The sequence below is a fragment of the Pseudochrobactrum algeriensis genome, assembly GCF_018436245.1.
GTDB classification, from domain to species: domain Bacteria; phylum Pseudomonadota; class Alphaproteobacteria; order Rhizobiales; family Rhizobiaceae; genus Pseudochrobactrum; species Pseudochrobactrum saccharolyticum.
In genome coordinates, this window is the sequence record NZ_CP075361.1 from 844,596 (window position 1) to 864,569 (window position 19,974).

The following is a 19,974-nucleotide window of genomic DNA, read 5'->3' on the forward strand; positions in this document are numbered from 1 at the left end:
TAATTTCCGCCTGTTCTGACTGTCCATAGAATAATAAGGTTTTCCGATGACCGGTTTTGATAACAAGTTGCACACGCCATTGCTGGATCAGGTGCATTTGCCGGAAGATTTGCGAAAGCTTGCGCCTGCACAATTGCCGCAACTGGCGGATGAATTGCGCGCTGATCTGATTGATGTTGTGTCCCGTACCGGTGGTCATCTCGGCTCAAGCCTTGGTGTGGTCGAGCTTACTGTGGCGCTGCATTACCTGTTTGATACGCCGAATGACCGTCTGATCTGGGATGTGGGGCACCAAACCTATCCGCATAAAATTCTGACCGGACGACGCGAGCGTATGCCGACCATTCGTCAGGAGGGCGGCCTGTCCGGTTTTACCAAACGTGCTGAAAGCGAATATGACGATTTCGGCACCGGCCATGCGTCCACTTCGATTTCCGCTGGTCTGGGTATGTCTGTGGCAAGTGAACTCAAAGGTGAGAAGCGCAATGTCATTGCAGTGATCGGTGACGGTTCCATGTCCGCCGGTATGGCCTATGAGGCGATGAATAATGCCGGTGCGCTGGATGCCCGTCTTATCGTTATTCTCAATGATAATGATATGTCGATTGCGCCGCCGACCGGTGCAATGAGCGCCTATCTGGCGCGTCTGGTTTCGGGGCCGACTTATCGTAACCTGCGCGAGATGGCGAAGCAGATCAGCAAGAAATTGCCAAAATTCTTTCAGGATAAAGCCCGTAAAACGGAAGAATTTGCCCGCGGTTTCTGGGCTGGCGGCACAATGTTTGAAGAGCTGGGCATGTATTATGTCGGCCCTGTGGATGGTCATAATCTCGATCATCTTCTGCCGGTTCTGACCAATATCCGCGATAATGTTGAGGGGCCTGTGCTGGTGCATGTGGTGACCCAGAAGGGTAAAGGTTATGCCCCTGCGGAAGCCGCTGCTGACAAATATCACGGTGTTAATAAATTCGATGTCATTACCGGCAAGCAGTCAAAACCGCCTGCAAATGCACCGAGCTATACAAAAGTTTTCGCCAATGCGCTGATTGAGGAAGCGCGCCACGACGAAAAGGTTGTGGCAGTGACGGCAGCAATGCCGGATGGCACGGGGCTTAATCTTTTCGGACAGGCTTTTCCGAAGCGCACTTTCGACGTTGGCATGGCCGAGCAACATGCAGTGACTTTTGCAGCCGGTCTGGCTGCTGAAGGGCTGAAACCTTTTGCAGCGATTTACTCCACCTTTCTGCAACGCGCCTATGATCAGGTCGTGCATGATGTGGCGATCCAGCATTTGCCGGTGCGCTTTGCGATTGATCGTGCCGGTGTGGTTGGCGCGGATGGGGCGACCCATGCGGGCAGTTTTGATACTGCTTTCCTGAGCAACCTGCCGGGCTTTGTGGTGATGGCCGCTTCGGATGAAGCGGAACTGGTACATATGGTGCGCACCGCTGCGGAATATGAAGACGGGCCGATCTCCTTCCGCTATCCGCGCGGGGATGGTGTGGGCGTTGATCTGCCGGAGCGTGGTACTGTTCTGGAAATCGGTAAAGGCCGTATTGTCCGCGAAGGCAACAAAATTGCGATCTTAAGCTTTGGCGCGCGGTTGCAGGAATGTCTTGCGGCTGCTGATGAGCTGGATGCGGCCGGTCTTTCTACCACTGTTGCCGATGCGCGTTTTGCCAAACCGCTGGATCATGATCTGATCCGCCGTCTCGCCAAAGAGCATCAGGTGCTGCTGACGATTGAAGAAGGCGCAGCCGGTGGCTTCGGGGCGCATGTGGTGCATTATCTCAGCAATGAAGGCGCGCTGGATCATGGCTTGCGGGTTCGCACATTGACTTTGCCGGATGCATTTATGGATCATGCCAAGCCTGAGGCTATGTATGCCCGAGCTGGTTTGGATAGTGCAGGCATCGTGCGAGCGGCCTTTGCAGCGCTCGGCCGTGATGTGCTGACCGGTGAGGCTGGCGGCGGACTGCGCGCATAAAGCCTCTTGTGTTCAGGCGTTGTCTCATTCATTGAGGCAGCATGAATGAAAAGACAGATAAGATACGCCTTGATCAGGCGCTGGTGGAGCGCGGGTTGTTTGCTTCGCGCTCGCGTGCCCGCGATGCGGTGGCACGTGGCACTGTGCGGGTGAATGGTCAGGTGGTCACAAAAGCCGGGCAGATTGTGACGGCACAAGCTGAGCTGGCAGTGGATGATCCGGCCAGCCGTTTTGTCTCCCGTGCGGCGCTGAAACTGACAGCCGCGCTCGATCATTTCGGATTTGAGGTTGAGGGCAAGACAGCACTGGATATCGGTGCTTCCACTGGCGGTTTCACACAAGTGCTGCTGGAGCGCGGTGCAGAGCATGTGATCTGCGTCGATGTCGGCCATGACCAGTTGCATGAGACTTTGCGCGGCGATAAACGCGTTACCAATCTCGAAGGGTTGAATGCCCGTGTTCTTGATGTAAGTCATTTACAGGGATGCAAGGTTGAGATTGTTGTCTCGGATGTCAGCTTCATTTCGCTGAAACTGGCGCTGCCCAATGCGCTTGATCTTTGCGCGGATGACGGCTGGTGTCTGCTGTTGGTCAAGCCGCAATTTGAAGCGGGGCGCGAGGCAATCGGCAAAGGCGGCATTCTCAAAGACCCGTCACAGGGTGAAAAGATTGCGCTGGATTTGCAGGATTGGCTCAATGAGCAGGCCAGCTGGCAGGCTTTAGGATTTTGTGCCTCACCGATTACCGGTGGTGACGGCAATCAGGAATATATTTTGGCAGGCAGGAAGAACAAAGCTGCCGCCGCGAAGGACGATGTTTGATGAGTTTGCGTGTTACAATCAATGCGATGGGTGCCGGTGGTGATGGTGTTGCCCAGCTGCCGGATGGTCAGGTTTTTGTGCCTTTTACCCTGCCGGGTGAGGTTGCCAATGTTGCGCGGGATAAGAACCGCGCCAGCCTGATGGCGCTACTGGAAACATCCGAACAGCGTGTGGAGCCATCCTGCCGCCATTTCGAGGATTGCGGCGGTTGCGCCTTGCAGCATTGGGAAATGTCTGCCTATCAGGCATGGAAGCGCTCGCTGGTTGCAGCCAGTCTTGATGGCCGCGGATTGAAATATGAGCTGGAGCCGCTGGTACCATGTTCGCAACAGAGCCGCCGCCGTGCGACATTCGCCATTCGCAAAACTGAAGCCGGTTTGCTGCTCGGTTTTAACCGACACCAGAGCCATGAGCTGATCAATATCTCTGAATGTGCGGTGACGGTTCCGGCGATTATTTCCCGTCTGGATGACTTGCGCAAAGTCGCCATTCATCTGGCTGATGGTGCCAAGCCGTTTAAACTGACGGTTACCGATACGGAATCCGGTCTTGATCTGGCAGCAAGCGGCTGCCCGACACCGGATGATGCAGCACGACGCATTCTCACCCCTTTGATGATGGAGTTGGGTTTTGCCCGTCTCAGCGTTGACGGCGAGATTATTCTGGAACCGAAAAAGCCGTTGATTACCTTTGGCAAGGTGCCGGTGAATATCCCGTCCGGCAGCTTCCTTCAGGCAACAATTGAAGCAGAAGAAGCCATGGTTGCGCTGGTGATCGGCCATTTCAAAAAGGTCAAAAAAGCGGCTGACCTGTTCTGCGGTGTTGGTACTTTTGCTCTGCGTATGGCTGAAACTATGGCTGTTCATGCGGTGGAAAATGATGCACCGGCATTGGCGGCACTGGATCGCGGTATCCGTCATGTGCAGGGGCTGAAACCGGTCACGCATGAGCGGCGCGATCTGTTCCGCCGTCCGATCCTTTATAAGGATCTCAATGCTTATCAGGGCGTGGTCTTCGATCCGCCGCGTGCCGGTGCTGAAGAACAGGCAATGCAGATTGCCAAATCATCCGTGCCTAAAGTCGCGGCTGTTTCCTGTAATCCGGTGACACTGGCACGCGACCTCGCCATTCTGGTGAAGGGCGGCTACAAGATCGACAAGATTATCCCTGTCGATCAGTTCCTGTGGTCATCCCATGTGGAAACTGTAGCGCTGCTCTCGAAGAAATAATCAGGAGAGGGCGGGTGTTCAGCCGAACAACCCGCCTTCATCCGTATCAATTGTGATTGACGACAGCGTGATATGGCGCGGTCGGGTGATCGCAAACATCACTGCTTCACAAACATCGCGATTGGTTGCGCGCTCACCTTTGGCGCGTTCGGGAATGGCATCCCATTCCGTATCTGCCGGTGAGATATCATCCAGATAGGGCGGATGCACACAGAGTGAGCGCACCGGCGTGCCGCGCAGCATTTGCTGCAGACCTGTTGCTATCGCTGCCTGTGCATGTTTCGCAGCATAAAACGGTACAGCCACACTATGCAGCGGGGCGTTTGGCAATGCGCTGATCGAGCCGATGGTCACTATATCCGGTCTGGATGAGCGTTTCAGCAGCGGCAACAGCCCTTGCGTAAACAGAAAACTGCCGGTTACCGCAGCATTGATCGTGCCGAACACTTCTTGTTCGCTATGCGGTTCATCACTGGCTTCCAGCCACATCGCACCATTATTAATCAGCAGATCAATCGTGTTATATTTTGCTGTGATCTGCGCAATCGCGTGGCCGATACTGGTATTGTCCGCCAGATCAACCACAACATGATCAGGACGCAGACCTGTCCGTTGTTCAATCTGACCGGCAATATCATTGAGCGCAGAGTGATTGCGGGCGCAGAGCACAATCTTGCAACCGGCATCCGCCAGCAGCATCGCCATTGCAGCACCAAGGCCACGGCCGGAGCCGGTGATAACAGCCGTCAAACCATTCAGATTTTTCATGTTTATACCGCGGTTCCGCCGACTGTCATTTGATCCATACGCAGATGCGGCTGGCCAACGCCAACCGGCACCCACTGGCCGCCTTTACCGCAATTGCCGGAGCCGTTGTCGAGCTTGCTGTCATTGCCGATCATCGACACGCGATGCATGGCATCCGGGCCGTTACCGATCAACATCGCACCTTTGACAGGCGCACCGACTTTGCCATCTTCAATCATATAGGCTTCGGTGCAACCGAAAACGAATTTACCGGAGGTAATGTCTACCTGACCACCGCCGAAAGACACCGCATAGATGCCCTTTTTAACAGAAGCGATAATCTCTTCCGGTGTTTTGTCACCGGACAGCATCATCGTATTGGTCATGCGCGGCATTGGCGCATGGGTATAGGATTCCCGTCGGCCATTGCCTGTCGGCTTCATGCCCATCAGGCGGGCATTCTGACGATCCTGCATATAATTGACGAGCTTGCCGTCATCGATCAGCACAGTGCTGTTGGTCGGCGTGCCTTCGTCATCAATGGTCAGCGAGCCGCGACGATCAGTAATCGTGCCATCATCAACCACGGTCACGCCTTTGGCGGCAATCTGTTGTCCCATGAGACCTGCGAAAGCTGAGAGTTGCTTGCGGTTGAAGTCGCCTTCAAGTCCATGTCCGACGGCTTCATGCAACATCACACCGGGCCAGCCATTGGACAGCACAATATCAAATGTACCGGCAGGAGCAGGGATCGCTTCGAGATTAACCAGAGCCTGACGCAGGGCTTCATCCGCTGCATGCTGCCATGAGCCTGTAGCGATAAAATCTTCAAACAAACGACGGCCACCCATGGAATAGGAGCCGGATTCCTGACGGTCGCCCTGACCGGCCATGACTGAAATCGACAGGCGTACCATCGGGCGGATGTCACGAACGAAATGTCCGTCCGCACGCAAAATTTCGACCTGCTGCCATGAGCCGCCAATGCTGACACTGACCTGACGCACTTTGCTGTCTTTGGCGCGCAAATAGCCGTCAATCTGCTGAAGCAGAACGACTTTTTCATTGAAAGTCGGAGAGCCCAGCGGGTTCACATCCGTATAGAGATGGCGGTTGGTGCCAGCCGGAGCTGCGCTGTAGGTGCCTGAAGATCCGCGGGAAATCGCGGATGCTGCATCGGATGCACGAAGCAGGGCGCTATGGGTCAGTTCGCCGGAATGGGCATAGCCGACCGTCTCACCGGAGACACAACGCAGACCAAAACCCTGTCCCTGATTGAAAGAGCCGTTTTTCAGACGGCCATCATCAAAGACCAGAGATTCAGATTCCGCATATTCCAGATAAAGTTCACCGTCTTCACTGCCGTGGAGCGATTGCGCAACCAATTTTTCAACCTTGTCACGGCTGACATCGAATTCATCAATCAGGCTTCGGGACGTGGTGGAACTCATAGATTTACTCCGGAACAGCGGCTGTGTCCTGTATCAGACGGGTGATTGTTCTTTGTATATGGCGAGTTTGCTGCCGTGGGACAAGCCGGACAGCGGGATAAAATAAAAACGCCGCCGTCAAAATATGAGCGGCGGCGTTTTAATCAGATTGAAGAGCTTATGGCAGCTTGTTGAAGCCGTCGCTGAAGCCCTGCAGTTCAACGGGAATACCCACGCCTTCTTCCGGTGTCTGGAACACGATGAAAGTCGCGGCCTTACCCTTGCGCAGTGTGTCGATCAGTGCGTCGTCAAGGATAACTTCCGCATAGCAGCCGTCTTCAAAACAGCGCACGAAATAAGCGCGGCCGATATCTTTGCCGTCCACATTGAGGCCGAGGCCGTTTGGCAGCAAAACGCCGAGTGGTGCAAGCACACGCAGGATACGCGCTTTATTGTCGGCAGTTTTCAGAACAACGACCGAAAGGCCGAGCTCAGGACGGTCAGCAGCGATCACATTCTGGATCAGCGCACATTGTTCGGTCTTGGCACCGGCAGGCTTGTCGCAAAGAATGGACCATGCGCCATGCTGCGAGCGCAAAGTGCCGTTTTTCTGCGATGCACTGGTCGCCGCTGGCTGCGGTGCAGTCTGAGCAAAAGCAGCAGAGGCGGATACAGCCATTAGGCCTGCACCGAGCAGAGCAGCGGCAACTTTACGGCTGACAGAAGAGAAATGGTGCATATTTATGATACCTTTGGCGGCTCGGTAAACATTACATCGGTAAATGCGGCGCGAGCCGTAACTACCCTTTGAAAGCGTATTTAAGAGAGGGCTTTGCGTCATTTCCGGAAACCGGCAAATCAGAAAGCCATGCTTTTCATTCTGTGTACATGGATAATGGCGGAATTTGAACCGGATAAGGTAAAGTTTTAGTATAAATCAGATTGTGAACACCATTCTAAATCCGCATTACCGAAATTATCGCTATGCCATGCACAGTTTTCAGCATCTTCCCTCCGTTTTAGCACCGTGAATTGCATGCTGGCCTGAAATAGTGTGCAGGGTTTGAAATCTGCGGTGCTTTTCAGGATATTGTAGCAGCTTTGTGCACGATGCGCGGCGCATTGTTTTATCTGTATTTTACTTGATCCAGATCAATGCAAATAAGTCCGGACTATGAATTGATTCTCCGTTCTGAGGCCGGAATAAGGCATGATCTGCGGATTTGGGCTGTTTTGGCGCGGTTGAGACAATCAGGAAAACCTTGAGATTTTTCCGGACAGACAAAATCTGTAGAAGGTCGCGCTATACTGTTCTTCGTTTTCAACTCTTTGATTTTATGTGTTTTTATAGATTGATTTGAATGTTTTTATATCCGGTTGCCTGCGGGATGAACCGGAAAAGACCCGTGTTTTTGAGTTGTATTACGCGCAAAAATGCCGCACGGGAAAATCTTCGCCTTCCTTGCTTGGTGCTATAATGTGTTGTCAGTACGGTGGGGGAACGGGACATTGGCTGGGGAAGAGCTATGTCCGCGATTAACCGGCAAGGCTATAATCGGGAGAAGATGCTGGTGGATAGGGTTATTGCCACAAATAAAGCCGTTGCAGGTAAGGATTCTGCGATGAAAAAACATATTTTGACCGGCAGCGCGGTTGCATTCGGCGCAGTGTCGGGTCTTTTGGCGTCTGCAGCGGGCGCACTGGCTGACAAGCCGGTTGACTGGCAGCTGAGCTGGCAGGATTCCGCAACAAAAATTGCGGATCAGATACATTGGTTTGAGCGTTATTCGCTGATGTTCATTATTCCGGTAACCGGTCTGGTGATGCTGCTGCTCTTGTGGTGCATCCTGCGCTTCCGTAAAGGCGCAAATCCGGTTGCTTCCAAAACCAGCCATAACACAACGATTGAAGTGATCTGGACACTGGGTCCGGTCATTATTCTGCTGTTTCTGGCCATTCCGTCCTTCCAGCTTCTGACTGCGCAATATTCTCCGGATGAGCCAAAACTGACTGTTAAAGCAACAGGTTATCAGTGGTACTGGGGCTATGAATATCAGACAGAAGAGCCGCTTTCTTTTGATGCGCTTCTGCTGAAAGACGAAGACCGTGCGAGCGCTGGAAAGCAGGATCTGGCCGCTTATCCGCGTCTTCTGGCCGTTGATAATGAAGTTGTGGTTCCTGTGGATACGACTGTCCGCTTGCTGGTGACAGCTGCCGATGTGATCCACTCATGGGCAATGCCTGCTTTCGGCGTCAAGATGGACGGTGTTCCGGGACGCAATAACGAAACATGGTTCAAGGCCGCCCGTGAAGGGCTCTATTACGGCCAGTGTTCTGAACTATGCGGTAAAGATCATGCTTATATGCCGATTGCTGTGCGCGTTGTCTCACAGGAGCGTTATGATGCATGGCTTGCTGCTGCCCGCACGGATATTTCCGGTGCGAATAAGACGCTGATGGCCGAAATTGAAAATGACAACAAGACCGTGACTGTTGCCGGAAACTGATTATAAGCCTGACGTTAACGGAGTTTTCGTCAGGCTCTTGGGTTTTTACAGGTCACGAACCGCATGGCTGCTTAAAAATCAAATATGATTTAAGACGGAATTCATGTGGTAGTTCAATATTTTAGAATACCTGTTTTGGTTCCCTAAAGGGCATTTGGTATTCGTTCAGAACGGGAGCAATCTTATGGCTGGTACAACAGCTCACGATACCCGAAAGGGAGCCCCTCACGCAGGGGCGGATGCACACCATGACGACCACAAGCCGCGCGGCTGGGTACGCTGGGTGTATTCGACCAATCACAAGGATATCGGTACACTCTATCTGATCTTTGCGATTATTTCCGGTATCATCGGCGGGGCATTGTCCATCGCTATGCGTGCGGAATTGCAGGAGCCTGGTATCCAGATTTTCCATGGTCTGGCTTCCATGGTCTATGGCGTTGAAGGCGATGCGGCACTGGATGCCGGTAAGCATATGTTCAACGTGTTTACCTCCATGCATGCGCTGATTATGATCTTCTTCATGGTCATGCCTGCGCTGATCGGTGGTTTCGCCAACTGGATGGTTCCGCTGATGATCGGTGCGCCTGATATGGCGTTCCCGCGCATGAACAATATTTCATTCTGGCTGCTGCCTCCGGCATTGCTGCTGCTGCTGATTTCCTTCTTCGTGCCGGGTCCTGCCGGTGGCTGGGGTGCAGGTGGCGGCTGGACGCTGTATCCGCCGCTGTCGACTTCGGGACAGCCTGGACCTGCAGTGGATTTCGCAATTCTGTCGATCCACATTTCCGGTGCGTCGTCCATTCTCGGTGCGATCAACTTTATTACAACCATTCTGAATATGCGTGCGCCGGGCATGACCCTGCATAAAATGCCGCTTTTCGCATGGTCTGTTCTGGTAACTGCATTCCTGCTTCTGTTGTCGCTGCCGGTTCTGGCCGGTGCGATCACCATGTTGCTGACAGACCGTAACTTTGCGACAGCATTCTTCGCACCTGAAGGCGGCGGTGACCCGATCCTGTATCAGCATCTGTTCTGGTTCTTCGGTCATCCGGAAGTGTATATTCTGATCCTGCCGGGCTTCGGTATTGTCAGCCACGTGATTTCGACCTTCTCGAAGAAGCCGATTTTCGGTTATCTCGGCATGGCCTATGCAATGGTTGCAATCGGTGTTGTCGGCTTTGTGGTCTGGGCGCACCATATGTATACGGTGGGTCTGTCACTCGATACGCAGCGTTATTTTGTGTTCGCGACCATGGTGATTGCGGTGCCGACCGGCATCAAGATCTTCTCGTGGATTGCCACAATGTGGGGCGGTTCGATTGATTTCCGCACACCGATGCTGTGGTCAATCGGCTTCATCTTCATGTTCACCGTTGGTGGTATGACTGGTGTGCAGCTGGCCAATGCCGGTCTCGACCGTGCGCTGCATGACACTTATTATGTTGTCGCGCATTTCCATTACGTATTGTCGCTGGGTGCCGTATTCGCGATTTTCGCAGGCTGGTATTACTGGTTCCCGAAAATGTTCGGCTATATGTATAATGAAACCATCGGCAAAATTCACTTCTGGCTCACATTTATCGGTGTGAATCTGGTGTTCTTCCCGCAGCATTTCCTCGGTCTTGCCGGTATGCCACGCCGTTATATCGACTATCCTGATGCCTATACAGGCTGGAACATGGTGTCGTCCTACGGTTCGTATATTTCCGGCTTCGCGGTGCTGGTTTTCCTCTATGGTGTATTTGAGGCTTTTGCGAAAAAACGTGCCACAAGTGCAAATCCATGGGGTGAGGGTGCAACAACACTGGAATGGCAGCTGTCTTCGCCGCCGCCTTACCACCAGTGGGAACAGCTCCCGCATGTGAAGTAATATTGTTCGGGCGGCGTCAGTCATGCCGCCGCCCGATACAACCGAAAATGGCGGATAGCATGATTTATGTAATTTATAGAGCCGTTCACTTTTAGGCTATTTATGAATTTCCTAAATTATGACGGGTGTACCGTGCGGTGTTTGGGTGTATAGAGGCGCTATTAGCGCTTTATGCACCACAGGTGCTGCAACAGTCGCGCAAGAAAATGCGGCGTTGCGGGAGAAGCAGTCTCCACGCAAATAGCTGCTCAGAGTGTGACATTCGTTTTAAGGAATTACCGGATTTGAGATCCGGTATCCGGTTTTGCCGGAATTTTTGAATAAGGACAGATACAGATAATGTCTCTGGTTGAGAAAAATAACATGACAGGTGAAACCGCACAGCAGATGCAGCTGTCGGAAGCGAGCGCGGCTGATTATATCGCGCTGCTGAAACCACGTGTCATGTCGCTGGTTGTATTTACCGGTTTTGTTGGTCTGATCGTAGCTCCCGGTCATATGAACCCGGTTATGGCTGCGATTGCTATTCTTTGTATTGCGATCGGCGGCGGCGCCTCAGGCGCGCTGAATATGTGGTATGATGCTGACATTGACCGCATTATGAAACGCACAAAAAACCGGCCGATCCCTGCCGGTCTGATCCGTGAAGAAACAGTGCTTGCCTATGGTATTACACTGTCTGTCTTTTCCGTGATGACACTTGGCCTGCTCGTCAACTGGCTTGCTGCTGCTTTGCTGGCCTTTACAATTTTCTTCTACAGCGTCGTTTATACGATGTGGCTGAAACGCTCGACACCGCAGAATATTGTTATTGGCGGTGCCGCCGGTGCATTTCCGCCTATGATCGGCTGGGCTTCGGTAACGGGCACAGTTTCGGTTGAAAGTGTTGTTCTGTTTCTGATTATCTTTTTGTGGACGCCGCCGCATTTCTGGGCACTGTCTCTGTTCACATCCGGTGATTATGAAGCGGCAAAAATTCCGATGATGCCGAATGTGCGGGGTGAAAAATCCACACGTTTGCAGATCGTAGTCTATTCGCTGATCGTGGCGCCGGTTGGTGTTCTGCCATGGTTCCTCGGCTTCGGCGGCCATGTCTATGGTGTGCTTTCTGCTTTGCTTGGCGCAATCTTCGTATGGCGCGCAGTGCAGCTCTGGATGGCGCCGGAACATGAAACACAAATGCGCGCTGCCCGTGCGCTGTTTAAATTTTCGCTGGTTTATCTGTCCGCTTTGTTCAGCATCTTGCTTGTTGAGGCACTGGTGGCGAAAATACTGCCGGTAATAGGGGGATAATGATGGCGGATAAAGAAGCAAAAACTGAACTCGAACTGATAACGCAGACAGAGAAACAGAAGAAAGCCCAGCGCAGCCGTTCTGTGGCACTGGCACTGGCCTTAACGGCTTTTGTTCTGATCGTTTATATCGGCACATGGGTTAAACTCGGACCAGGTGTGCTGGTTCGCCCGATGTAATCGGAACTGTCAGCGTTTTAAGTCGCAGGGAGGCGGCATAGGCAATGATACAGAAACCGGAAAATACAGAAACAATGCAGGCGCCTGCAGCAGAAGACACTGCTGCAAAGGCTGCACGTCATCAGCGTTCCAATCGTATTGTTGCTCTGTCCTGTGCCAGTTTCTTCGTTGCCATGATCGGCATGGCCTATGCGGCTGTGCCGCTTTATCAGATGTTTTGTCAGGTTACCGGCTATGGCGGCACAACGCAGCGCGTTGAGCAGATGTCCGATACAATCCTCGATCAGACGGTCAATGTGCGCTTTGATGCCAATGTGTCCGGCGGATTGCCATGGGAGTTCAAGCCGGTTCAGCGCGAAGTGACTGTGCGTATCGGTGAGACCACCATCGTGAATTACGAAGCGAAGAATATCTCCGACCGTCCGGCTTCCGGACGCGCGACCTTCAATGTGTCGCCGGATCTCACAGGTTCTTATTTCAACAAGGTTCAGTGCTTCTGCTTTACAGACACAACCCTTGCCGCCGGTGAAACAATGGAAATGCCGGTCATGTTCTTTGTCGATCCGGATATTGTGAAAGAAAAAGACCTTAAAGGGCTGAAGACGATCACCTTGTCTTATACATTTTTCCCGCTGGACAAGGAGCCGGTGAACTCAGCCGCAGCGCCTGCTGTTTTGCAGAAAAATGCTGAAATTAAACCGGTGGTGAAGCCGCAAGGATAGAGATGCCGCGACATCATGTTGCGGTGCGTAAAAAAGCGAACTGCATCAAGAATATGGTCAAGAGGGGCTATGTTCGGGACGCAGAAACAGACCGCGCCTGCGACATAAAATAAAGAACAGGGTGCTTATCGGGGGATATCCGGATGCAGCACCGGAAAGATAAACAGAGGAGCCTTGGGGCATAAACCTTAAGGGGGAATGACATGGCAGACACTCATCAGAAGAACCACGACTATCATATTATAGATCCTAGTCCGTGGCCGTTTCTGAGCTCGGTTGGTGCATTTGTTCTGGCCATTGGCGGTATCGCTTATATGCGCTACCTCAATGCAGGCGAGCTGCATCTGTTTGGTATCAATTTTGTAACGCCATGGCTGTTCTTTATCGGCATCGCCATCATCCTGTACTGCATGTATGGCTGGTGGTCGGATACGATCCGTGAGGGCAAGGAAGGCCACCATACCCGCGTGGTTTCCATCCATCTGCGCTATGGCATGATTATGTTCATTGCCTCCGAAGTCATGTTCTTCGTGGCATGGTTCTGGGCGTTCTTTGATGCCAGCCTGTTCCCGAATGAAGTGCATCAGGTGATGCGTGCAGAATTCACCGGCGGTCAGTGGCCTCCGAAAGGCATGGAAGTTCTCGATCCTCTGCATCTGCCGCTTTATAATACCGTTATTCTGCTGCTCTCCGGCACCACGCTGACATGGGCGCATCATGCGCTGCTGCATAATGACCGCAAAGGCCTTGTCTGGGGGCTGGCGCTGACTGTTGTTCTCGGCGTGCTGTTTTCTTTCGTGCAGGCCTATGAATATATTCATGCGCCATTTGCATTCAAAGATTCCGTTTATGGTGCAACTTTCTTCATGGCGACCGGCTTCCATGGTTTCCACGTTATTGTTGGTACGATCTTTCTGGCCGTTTGTCTGATCCGCTCTATCCGCGGTGATTTCACGCCGAAGAACCATTTCGGTCTGGAGGCCGCTGCATGGTACTGGCATTTCGTGGACGTGGTCTGGCTGTTCCTGTTCTTCAGCATTTATGTATGGGGTTCATGGGGCGCACCGATTGCCGTACATTAACCGGTATCAGGAATAGCGGCATTTTGCCGGAGTTCTGAACCTGATGGGATAGGAAAGCGTCGCGGTTTTTGAGGGCTGCGGCGCTTTTTGTTTCTTAAAGTGCCGTGTGCCAGACTTGGCACATAAAACTCGCTCCAACACTTTAAAATTTTGCTCTGGTTTTAACGGCGCAACTAGAGCATTTCACAGTCAAGTTGGATCAACTTGACGGCAGTGATAATGCGACAAAATAAAGAATCTAGAGCGAGCGCTATGATCCAATCTGGACGTAAACCGCTCTAGACCGTAGCGGAGGTGGCATGATGCATAATGAAGATAGTCTTTATCCGCCGGTAGAGCCAATCAAAGCCGGTATCAAAGGACGTTGCCCGCGCTGCGGACAGGGCGCTTTGTTTAATGGTTATCTGAAACTGGCAAAGCGCTGCGAGGTCTGCGAACTGGATTATGGTTTTGCAGATTCCGGTGACGGGCCTGTTGTTTTTGTGCTTCTGCTTGACGGTTTTCTTGTTACGGCATTGGCGCTCTGGGCTGAGGTGTCTTATCAGCTGCCGCTCTGGCTGCATTTTATCATCTGGATACCGCTGGCAATTCTCATCGGGCTGGTGCTGACGCGCTGGATGAAAGGTATTCTGATAACACTGCAATATAAGCATAAAGCGGCGTCGGGGCAGCTCGACAGGCGGGAACGCGAATGACTGCCACCGGTAAGACACAGAAGTCCTTCCCATGGATTTTACTGCTCTGCAGCAGCATTGCTTTTGCCATTCTGCTGGGGCTTGGTATCTGGCAAACACAGCGTTTGTTCTGGAAAGAACAGCTGATTGCGCAGATTGAAGAAAGGGTGCATTCCGCACCTAAGCCGCTGAGTGACATTGAAGCTGAATTTGCCAAAACCGGTGTTGTGGATTACATGCCGGTGACTTTGCGCGGCACATTTCAGCATGAGCGCGAACAGTATTTTTTCACCACGTTTAAAGGTGCATCCGGTTATGCGGTTTATACGCCGCTGATCCTGAATGACGGGCGGGCTGTTCTGGTTAATCGTGGTTTTGTACCTTATGAAAAGCAAAATCCGGCGACACGTCCGCAAGGACAGATCGCGGGTGAAGTGACTGTTACGGGGCTTGCCCGTGATCCGTTGATTGCCAAACCGTCTTCCTATCTGCCGGACAATGAACCGGCCAAAAAACTTTATTACTGGAAAGACTGGGGCGCGATGATGGAAAATAGCGGCCTTGCTCAGGATCATGATTTTGTCGGGTTCTTTGTGGATGCGGATGCCACAGCCAATGCCGGTGGCTTGCCGCAGGGCGGGATAACCATTCTCGAGCAACCGAATAATCATCTGCAATATGCGGGCACGTGGTTCGGGCTGGCTGCTGTTTTGCTGGTTGTCACCTTTATCTATATTTTCCGTCAGCGTCGCAGCGGGGATGTGCAATAGCTGTTGACATTGAGCGATGCGAAGCCCAATTGCTACAGCAGGATATGTTTTACAGCGCATTGATGATCTATGGTCGCAATGTTGCTTTGAAGACAGGATAATCAGAGTTCAATGACCGATAAGCCTAAGCTGACCATCCGCCTGTGCGGTCCACGTGGATTTTGCGCCGGTGTTGATCGCGCTATTCAGATCGTTGTGCTGGCGCTGAAGAAATACGGCGCTCCGGTCTATGTGCGTCATGAGATTGTTCACAACCGTTATGTGGTTGAAGGCCTGCAGGCGCGTGGTGCGATCTTCGTGGAAGAGCTTGATGAAATTCCGATGGAACACCGCGATCAGCCGGTGGTATTTTCCGCTCACGGTGTGCCAAAATCAGTGCCGGAAGATGCGGATGCGAAAAACCTGTTCTATCTGGATGCAACCTGTCCACTGGTTTCCAAAGTGCATAAACAGGCGATGCGCCATCAGCGTCTTGGCCGGCATGTTATTCTGATCGGCCATTCCGGCCATCCGGAAGTGATCGGCACAATGGGGCAACTGCCGGAAGGTACGGTTTCCTTGATCGAGACTGTAGCAGATGCCGAGGCCTACCAGCCGGAAGATCCTGAAAACCTCGGCTTTGTAACGCAAACCACGCTGTCGGTAGACGATACTGCAGGGATTATTGCCAAGCTTCAGGAGCGGTTTCCGCAGCTGACAGCGCCTGCCGCTGAATCCATTTGTTATGCTACAACCAATCGTCAGGAAGCGGTGAAAGAAGCGGCTCCCGGCTGTGATCTGTTTCTGATTGTAGGTGCGCCGAACTCTTCAAATTCCAAACGTCTGGTGGAAGTGGCCGAGCGCTCCGGTGCCCGTCATTCTCTGCTTGTGCAGCGTGCGGAAGAGATCGACTGGGATAATCTGGGCGAGCTTTCTGTGCTGGGGATTTCGGCAGGGGCATCCGCACCGGAAATTATCGTTGATGAGATCATTGATGCGTTTTCGCAGCGTTTTGATGTCACAATTGATCTGGCGATCACCACCGTTGAAACCGAGAACTTTCTTGTCAATCGTCAGATCCGCGATGTGGAACTGACGGCTCAGGACATGGCGTTTGTGAACGGCAATCACTGAAATAAAGAATAATCTGCCGCGATTTTCGCAGGTGACGGCAGGGGGAGACCAGCATGGCTGTCTATACGGATATTAATGAAATTGAATTGGCAGCCTATCTGGAAAATTACAACATAGGTACTTTGCTGTCTTTCAAAGGCATTGCCGAAGGTGTTGAGAACTCCAATTTCCTGCTGCGCACGACTGAAGGTACATTCATTCTGACCCTTTATGAAAAACGCGTGGATCGTGATGATCTGCCGTTCTTCATAAAGCTGATGCAGCATCTGGCGGTCAACGGGATTGAGTGCCCGCAACCGGTTGTGCAAAAAAACGGTGAGGCGATTGGTGAATTGGCTGGCCGTCCGTCGGCAATTGTTACCTTCCTTGAAGGCATGTGGTTGCGTAAACCTGCAGCGGAACATTGCTATGCTCTGGGTGTGGCCATGGCGCAGATGCATCTCGCCGGTCAGAATTTTGCGATGGAACGCGAGAACAGCCTGACATTGAAAGACTGGCGCCCGCTCTGGGAAAAATGCATGGCAGATGCTGATGCCGTTGAAGCCGGTTTGCGTGCACAGACAGAAGCGGATCTGGCCTATCTGGAGCAGAACTGGCCGTCGGATCTGCCGCGCGGTGTGATCCATGCCGATCTGTTTCCGGATAATGTGTTTTTCATCGGTCCGAACCTGTCAGGCATTATCGATTTTTATTTCGCCTGCACGGATATGCTGGCCTATGATCTGGCAATCTGCCTCAATGCATGGTGCTTCGAGCGTGATTTTTCCTATAATCTGACTAAAGGCACAGCATTATTGCGCGGTTATAATTCGGTCCGCCCGCTCAGTGCTCAGGAGCAGCAGGCCTTACCGGTTTTGTGCCGCGGCGCTGCCTTGCGCTTTATGCTGACGCGGCTTTATGACTGGATTAATGTGCCTGCGGACAGTTTTGTGACGAAAAAAGACCCGATGGAATATCTGCGCCGTATGCGTTTTCATCGCGAAGTGCGCTCAGCCAGCGAATATGGTCAGTAAGCAACAGCAAGTTACGGTGCTGAATATCCGTGAACTGCCTTATAAATAAATGTGAGAAAACCGCTTGAAGACGATTACAGCCTATACGGATGGTGCCTGTTCAGGAAATCCGGGTCCCGGAGGATGGGGGGCTATACTGGAATATAACGGACACCGCAGAGAGCTGAATGGTGGTGAACGGGACACGACCAATAACCGGATGGAGCTGATGGCTGCAATTTCCGCATTGCAGGCGCTCAAAGAGCCGTGTCAGGTCGATCTCTATACGGACTCGGTTTATGTGCGCGACGGCATTTCCAAATGGATCGAAGGCTGGAAGCGTAATGGCTGGAAAACAGCGGCCAAGGCTCCGGTTAAAAATGCCGAGCTTTGGCAGGAGCTGGATGCAGCGCGCAAAAACCATAAGGTGACATGGCACTGGGTTAAAGGCCATGCGGGACATCCTGAGAATGAACGTGCCGATGAGCTTGCCCGTGAAGGTATGGCACCTTATAAAAAACGCTGATATTCGTGTAACGAAACTATCTGTGCAGCTGCAATGCTGCAGAAAGCAGAGACAATGTTTTATATCGGATTGTTGCTCACAGGTGTTTTTCTTATTTTATCCGCCATTCATGTCTATTGGGCGTTTGACGGCGAGATAGGGAAAACCGCCGCAGTTCCGGTAAGAGCAGACGGGCAGCAATCATTCACGCCGTCTAAAGCCGCTACTCTGGCTGTAGCCGTTGCTCTGTTTTTGTTTGCTGCTCTGGTGTTCTCTGTCGGTGTTCAGAATGTCACTATGCTTCAGCCGTTATGTTGGGGGCTGGCATTTATTCTGTTTCTGCGTGCTGTCGGAGATTTCAGGCTGGTCGGCTTTTTCAAACGCCCGTCTATGTCTGATTTTGCAAAATATGACAGCCGGTACTATTCGCCGCTTTGCTTGCTGCTGGCTGCCGGCATTTTATATATTTCGCTCTGATTTTGATCATTCTCTTTATAAAAAAAAGCCCGCTTTGTAGCGGGCTTTTCTGTTTGCGATTATAAAAATCAGAGCTTTTCGAGCATCGCTTCTGCGGAAGAAACTGTGGCAACGCCCGGATTTTCTTCAATGTCGAGGCTCTTTACAACGCCATCTTCGATCAGCGCTGAATAGCGCTTGGAGCGCACGCCAAGACCGCCGCCGGACAGGTCGATATCAAGACCGGCAGCTTTGGTGAATGCACCGATACCGTCGGAAAGATAGACGATCTTGCCTTCGCCTTCGGTGGCCTTTGCCCATGCGCCCATGACATGCACGTCATTGACGGAAACAACGGCAACAGTGTCCACGCCTTTAGCGATCAGCGCGTCGTAATTCGCCAGATAGCCCGGCAGATGGTTCAGTGTGCAGGTCGGGGTGAAAGCGCCCGGTACCGCAAAGAGAACGACTTTCTTACCCTGAAAAACGTCATCTGTGGTGACGTCTTTAACGCCGTCAGCAGTTTTGGTTTTGAAGCTTGCTGCTGGCAGTTTATCGCCGATCTGAATGGCCATTGTCTGTTCTCCTTCATACAGATTATGAGTAACGGATATTGGCATTATACATAGCCTCTGACCGGATTTTACGGAAGCGCTATTTCTTGAAAATTCTGACAGGCAGGCATGTAATTTTTCTCATTCAGGCAGAATATTTCGCTTTTAATATGAATTTTCTAAAATACTGATTTTAAGTAATACGCTGAAATGGCTGAAAAAATACAAGCAGGATTTTTGCACTTCAAAAAACTTCGATAAATGTGACTTGGCTCATGTAAGCGTTGTGTTATGCTGATTATTCACTATGCCGTGAATGAATAAAACAGACGCATAATCATCCCCAGCGAACGGCAAAAATTACACATTTATCTTTATCAATCCTGTTGCATTGAAATTGAAAGAGGCGTGTGGTGAACAACGGTTTTCTCAACGGACAATTTCTGCTTGCAATGCCCGGTATGACGGATGAGCGTTTTGCCCGTTCGGTCATTTATATTTGTGCGCATTCAGAGCAGGGGACGATGGGTTTTATCATTAACCAGCTGCAGCCGCTTGAGTTTCCTGACCTCTTGATCCGCCTTGGTATTATTACGCAGGCGCAGAGCATTTTGCTGCCCGAAAAAGCCCGCTCGCTGATGGTGCGCCGTGGCGGCCCTGTTGAAACAGGACGGGGCTTTGTGCTGCATAGTGATGATTTTATGGTCGGAACCAGTATTCCCGTCACCGATGATATCTGTATGACCGCGACTATGGATATTCTCCATGCCATATCGGATGGTATCGGGCCGGATAAAACACTGATGGCGCTTGGCTATGCCGGTTGGGATGCAGGGCAGATTGAACGTGAAATTGCGAGTAATGACTGGCTGATCTGCCCGCCGACCACAGATTTGCTGTTTGATACGGATATTCTCGGCAAATATGATCGCGTCATGGCGCAGATGGGCGTCGATCCTGCACGCCTCGTTGTGCAGGCCGGACATGCTTGAAGCAAAGTCTGATACATAAAAAACACCGCCTCTGCAGGAGAGGCGGTG

20 protein-coding genes are annotated in these 19,974 nt (G+C 52.0%); 16 read left to right on the top strand and 4 right to left on the bottom strand.

The window, feature by feature from the left end; translation table 11 throughout:
- Positions 1 to 46 precede the first annotated feature (46 nt).
- From dxs to KHQ09_RS05830, 3 genes are read left to right on the top strand one after another with little or no spacing between them, the layout of a single operon-like run.
- A complete protein-coding gene (gene dxs, locus KHQ09_RS05820) occupies positions 47 to 1,987 on the top strand; it encodes a 1-deoxy-D-xylulose-5-phosphate synthase (protein ID WP_213596972.1) in 1,941 nt (646 codons plus the stop codon).
- 41 nt (positions 1,988 to 2,028) lie between these two features.
- The gene (locus tag KHQ09_RS05825) at positions 2,029 to 2,808 is read left to right on the top strand and encodes a TlyA family RNA methyltransferase (RefSeq protein ID WP_213596974.1); all 780 of its coding nucleotides are present in this window, start codon (positions 2,029 to 2,031) and stop codon (positions 2,806 to 2,808) included.
- Entirely contained in the window at positions 2,808 to 4,037 is a 1,230-nt protein-coding gene (locus tag KHQ09_RS05830; protein ID WP_213596976.1) for a class I SAM-dependent RNA methyltransferase, read from the top strand. The genes KHQ09_RS05825 and KHQ09_RS05830 overlap by 1 nt, the downstream gene beginning before the upstream one ends.
- Before the next feature lie 18 nt (positions 4,038 to 4,055).
- On the opposite strand, the gene KHQ09_RS05835 is transcribed toward KHQ09_RS05830, so the two are convergent.
- From KHQ09_RS05835 to KHQ09_RS05845, 3 genes are all read right to left on the bottom strand, one after another.
- Positions 4,056 to 4,805 (bottom strand): SDR family oxidoreductase, encoded by a 750-nt coding sequence (locus KHQ09_RS05835; protein ID WP_213596978.1) that lies wholly within the window; start codon positions 4,803 to 4,805, stop codon positions 4,056 to 4,058.
- A 2-nt stretch (positions 4,806 to 4,807) separates the two neighbouring features.
- Positions 4,808 to 6,235 (bottom strand): metalloprotease TldD, encoded by a 1,428-nt coding sequence (tldD, locus tag KHQ09_RS05840; protein ID WP_213596980.1) that lies wholly within the window; start codon positions 6,233 to 6,235, stop codon positions 4,808 to 4,810.
- 157 nt (positions 6,236 to 6,392) lie between these two features.
- On the bottom strand, positions 6,393 to 6,953 hold the full coding sequence (locus KHQ09_RS05845) for an invasion associated locus B family protein (protein ID WP_151158278.1): 561 nt from the start codon (positions 6,951 to 6,953) through the stop codon (positions 6,393 to 6,395).
- A gap of 883 nt (positions 6,954 to 7,836) precedes the next feature.
- On the opposite strand from KHQ09_RS05845, the gene coxB reads away from it, so the two are divergent.
- From coxB to KHQ09_RS05905, 12 genes are all read left to right on the top strand, one after another.
- A complete protein-coding gene (gene coxB, locus KHQ09_RS05850) occupies positions 7,837 to 8,721 on the top strand; it encodes a cytochrome c oxidase subunit II (protein WP_033316145.1) in 885 nt (294 codons plus the stop codon).
- Positions 8,722 to 8,905: 184 nt separating this feature from the next.
- Positions 8,906 to 10,594: a cytochrome c oxidase subunit I gene (gene ctaD, locus KHQ09_RS05855; RefSeq protein ID WP_213596982.1), complete on the top strand. Its 1,689-nt coding sequence runs from the start codon at positions 8,906 to 8,908 to the stop codon at positions 10,592 to 10,594.
- Positions 10,595 to 10,933: 339 nt separating this feature from the next.
- Positions 10,934 to 11,887 carry a heme o synthase gene (locus KHQ09_RS05860; RefSeq protein ID WP_213596984.1) on the top strand — a complete coding sequence of 318 codons (954 nt, stop codon included), beginning with the start codon at positions 10,934 to 10,936 and terminating at the stop codon, positions 11,885 to 11,887.
- Complete coding sequence (locus KHQ09_RS05865; protein ID WP_022711679.1) at positions 11,887 to 12,066, top strand: hypothetical protein; 180 nt, start codon at positions 11,887 to 11,889, stop codon at positions 12,064 to 12,066. The genes KHQ09_RS05860 and KHQ09_RS05865 overlap by 1 nt, the downstream gene beginning before the upstream one ends.
- A 74-nt stretch (positions 12,067 to 12,140) precedes the next feature.
- Positions 12,141 to 12,788, top strand: a complete 648-nt coding sequence (locus tag KHQ09_RS05870) for a cytochrome c oxidase assembly protein (protein WP_213599832.1) — start codon at positions 12,141 to 12,143, stop codon at positions 12,786 to 12,788.
- Between the two features lie 203 nt (positions 12,789 to 12,991).
- Entirely contained in the window at positions 12,992 to 13,870 is an 879-nt protein-coding gene (locus tag KHQ09_RS05875; protein WP_022711677.1) for a cytochrome c oxidase subunit 3, read from the top strand.
- A 302-nt stretch (positions 13,871 to 14,172) separates the two neighbouring features.
- A complete protein-coding gene (locus tag KHQ09_RS05880; protein WP_213599834.1) occupies positions 14,173 to 14,565 on the top strand; it encodes a DUF983 domain-containing protein in 393 nt (130 codons plus the stop codon).
- Complete coding sequence (locus tag KHQ09_RS05885) at positions 14,562 to 15,314, top strand: SURF1 family protein (RefSeq protein WP_213596986.1); 753 nt, start codon at positions 14,562 to 14,564, stop codon at positions 15,312 to 15,314. The genes KHQ09_RS05880 and KHQ09_RS05885 overlap by 4 nt, the downstream gene beginning before the upstream one ends.
- Positions 15,315 to 15,425: 111 nt before the next feature.
- Positions 15,426 to 16,427 (top strand): 4-hydroxy-3-methylbut-2-enyl diphosphate reductase, encoded by a 1,002-nt coding sequence (gene ispH / locus KHQ09_RS05890; RefSeq protein ID WP_022711674.1) that lies wholly within the window; start codon positions 15,426 to 15,428, stop codon positions 16,425 to 16,427.
- Positions 16,428 to 16,480: 53 nt separating this feature from the next.
- Positions 16,481 to 17,440: a homoserine kinase gene (locus tag KHQ09_RS05895; RefSeq protein ID WP_213596988.1), complete on the top strand. Its 960-nt coding sequence runs from the start codon at positions 16,481 to 16,483 to the stop codon at positions 17,438 to 17,440.
- Between the two features lie 64 nt (positions 17,441 to 17,504).
- Positions 17,505 to 17,945 carry a ribonuclease HI gene (gene rnhA, locus KHQ09_RS05900; RefSeq protein ID WP_116087091.1) on the top strand — a complete coding sequence of 147 codons (441 nt, stop codon included), beginning with the start codon at positions 17,505 to 17,507 and terminating at the stop codon, positions 17,943 to 17,945.
- A gap of 54 nt (positions 17,946 to 17,999) precedes the next feature.
- On the top strand, positions 18,000 to 18,401 hold the full coding sequence (locus KHQ09_RS05905) for a DUF3995 domain-containing protein (protein ID WP_213596990.1): 402 nt from the start codon (positions 18,000 to 18,002) through the stop codon (positions 18,399 to 18,401).
- Between the two features lie 68 nt (positions 18,402 to 18,469).
- Here KHQ09_RS05905 and KHQ09_RS05910 read toward each other — a convergent pair whose 3' ends face one another.
- Positions 18,470 to 18,955, bottom strand: coding sequence for a peroxiredoxin (locus KHQ09_RS05910; RefSeq protein WP_075654487.1), 486 nt, complete (start codon positions 18,953 to 18,955; stop codon positions 18,470 to 18,472).
- A 389-nt stretch (positions 18,956 to 19,344) separates the two neighbouring features.
- Here KHQ09_RS05910 and KHQ09_RS05915 point away from each other — a divergent pair, with 389 nt between their 5' ends.
- Positions 19,345 to 19,926: a YqgE/AlgH family protein gene (locus KHQ09_RS05915; RefSeq protein ID WP_075654488.1), complete on the top strand. Its 582-nt coding sequence runs from the start codon at positions 19,345 to 19,347 to the stop codon at positions 19,924 to 19,926.
- Positions 19,927 to 19,974: the final 48 nt, after the last annotated feature.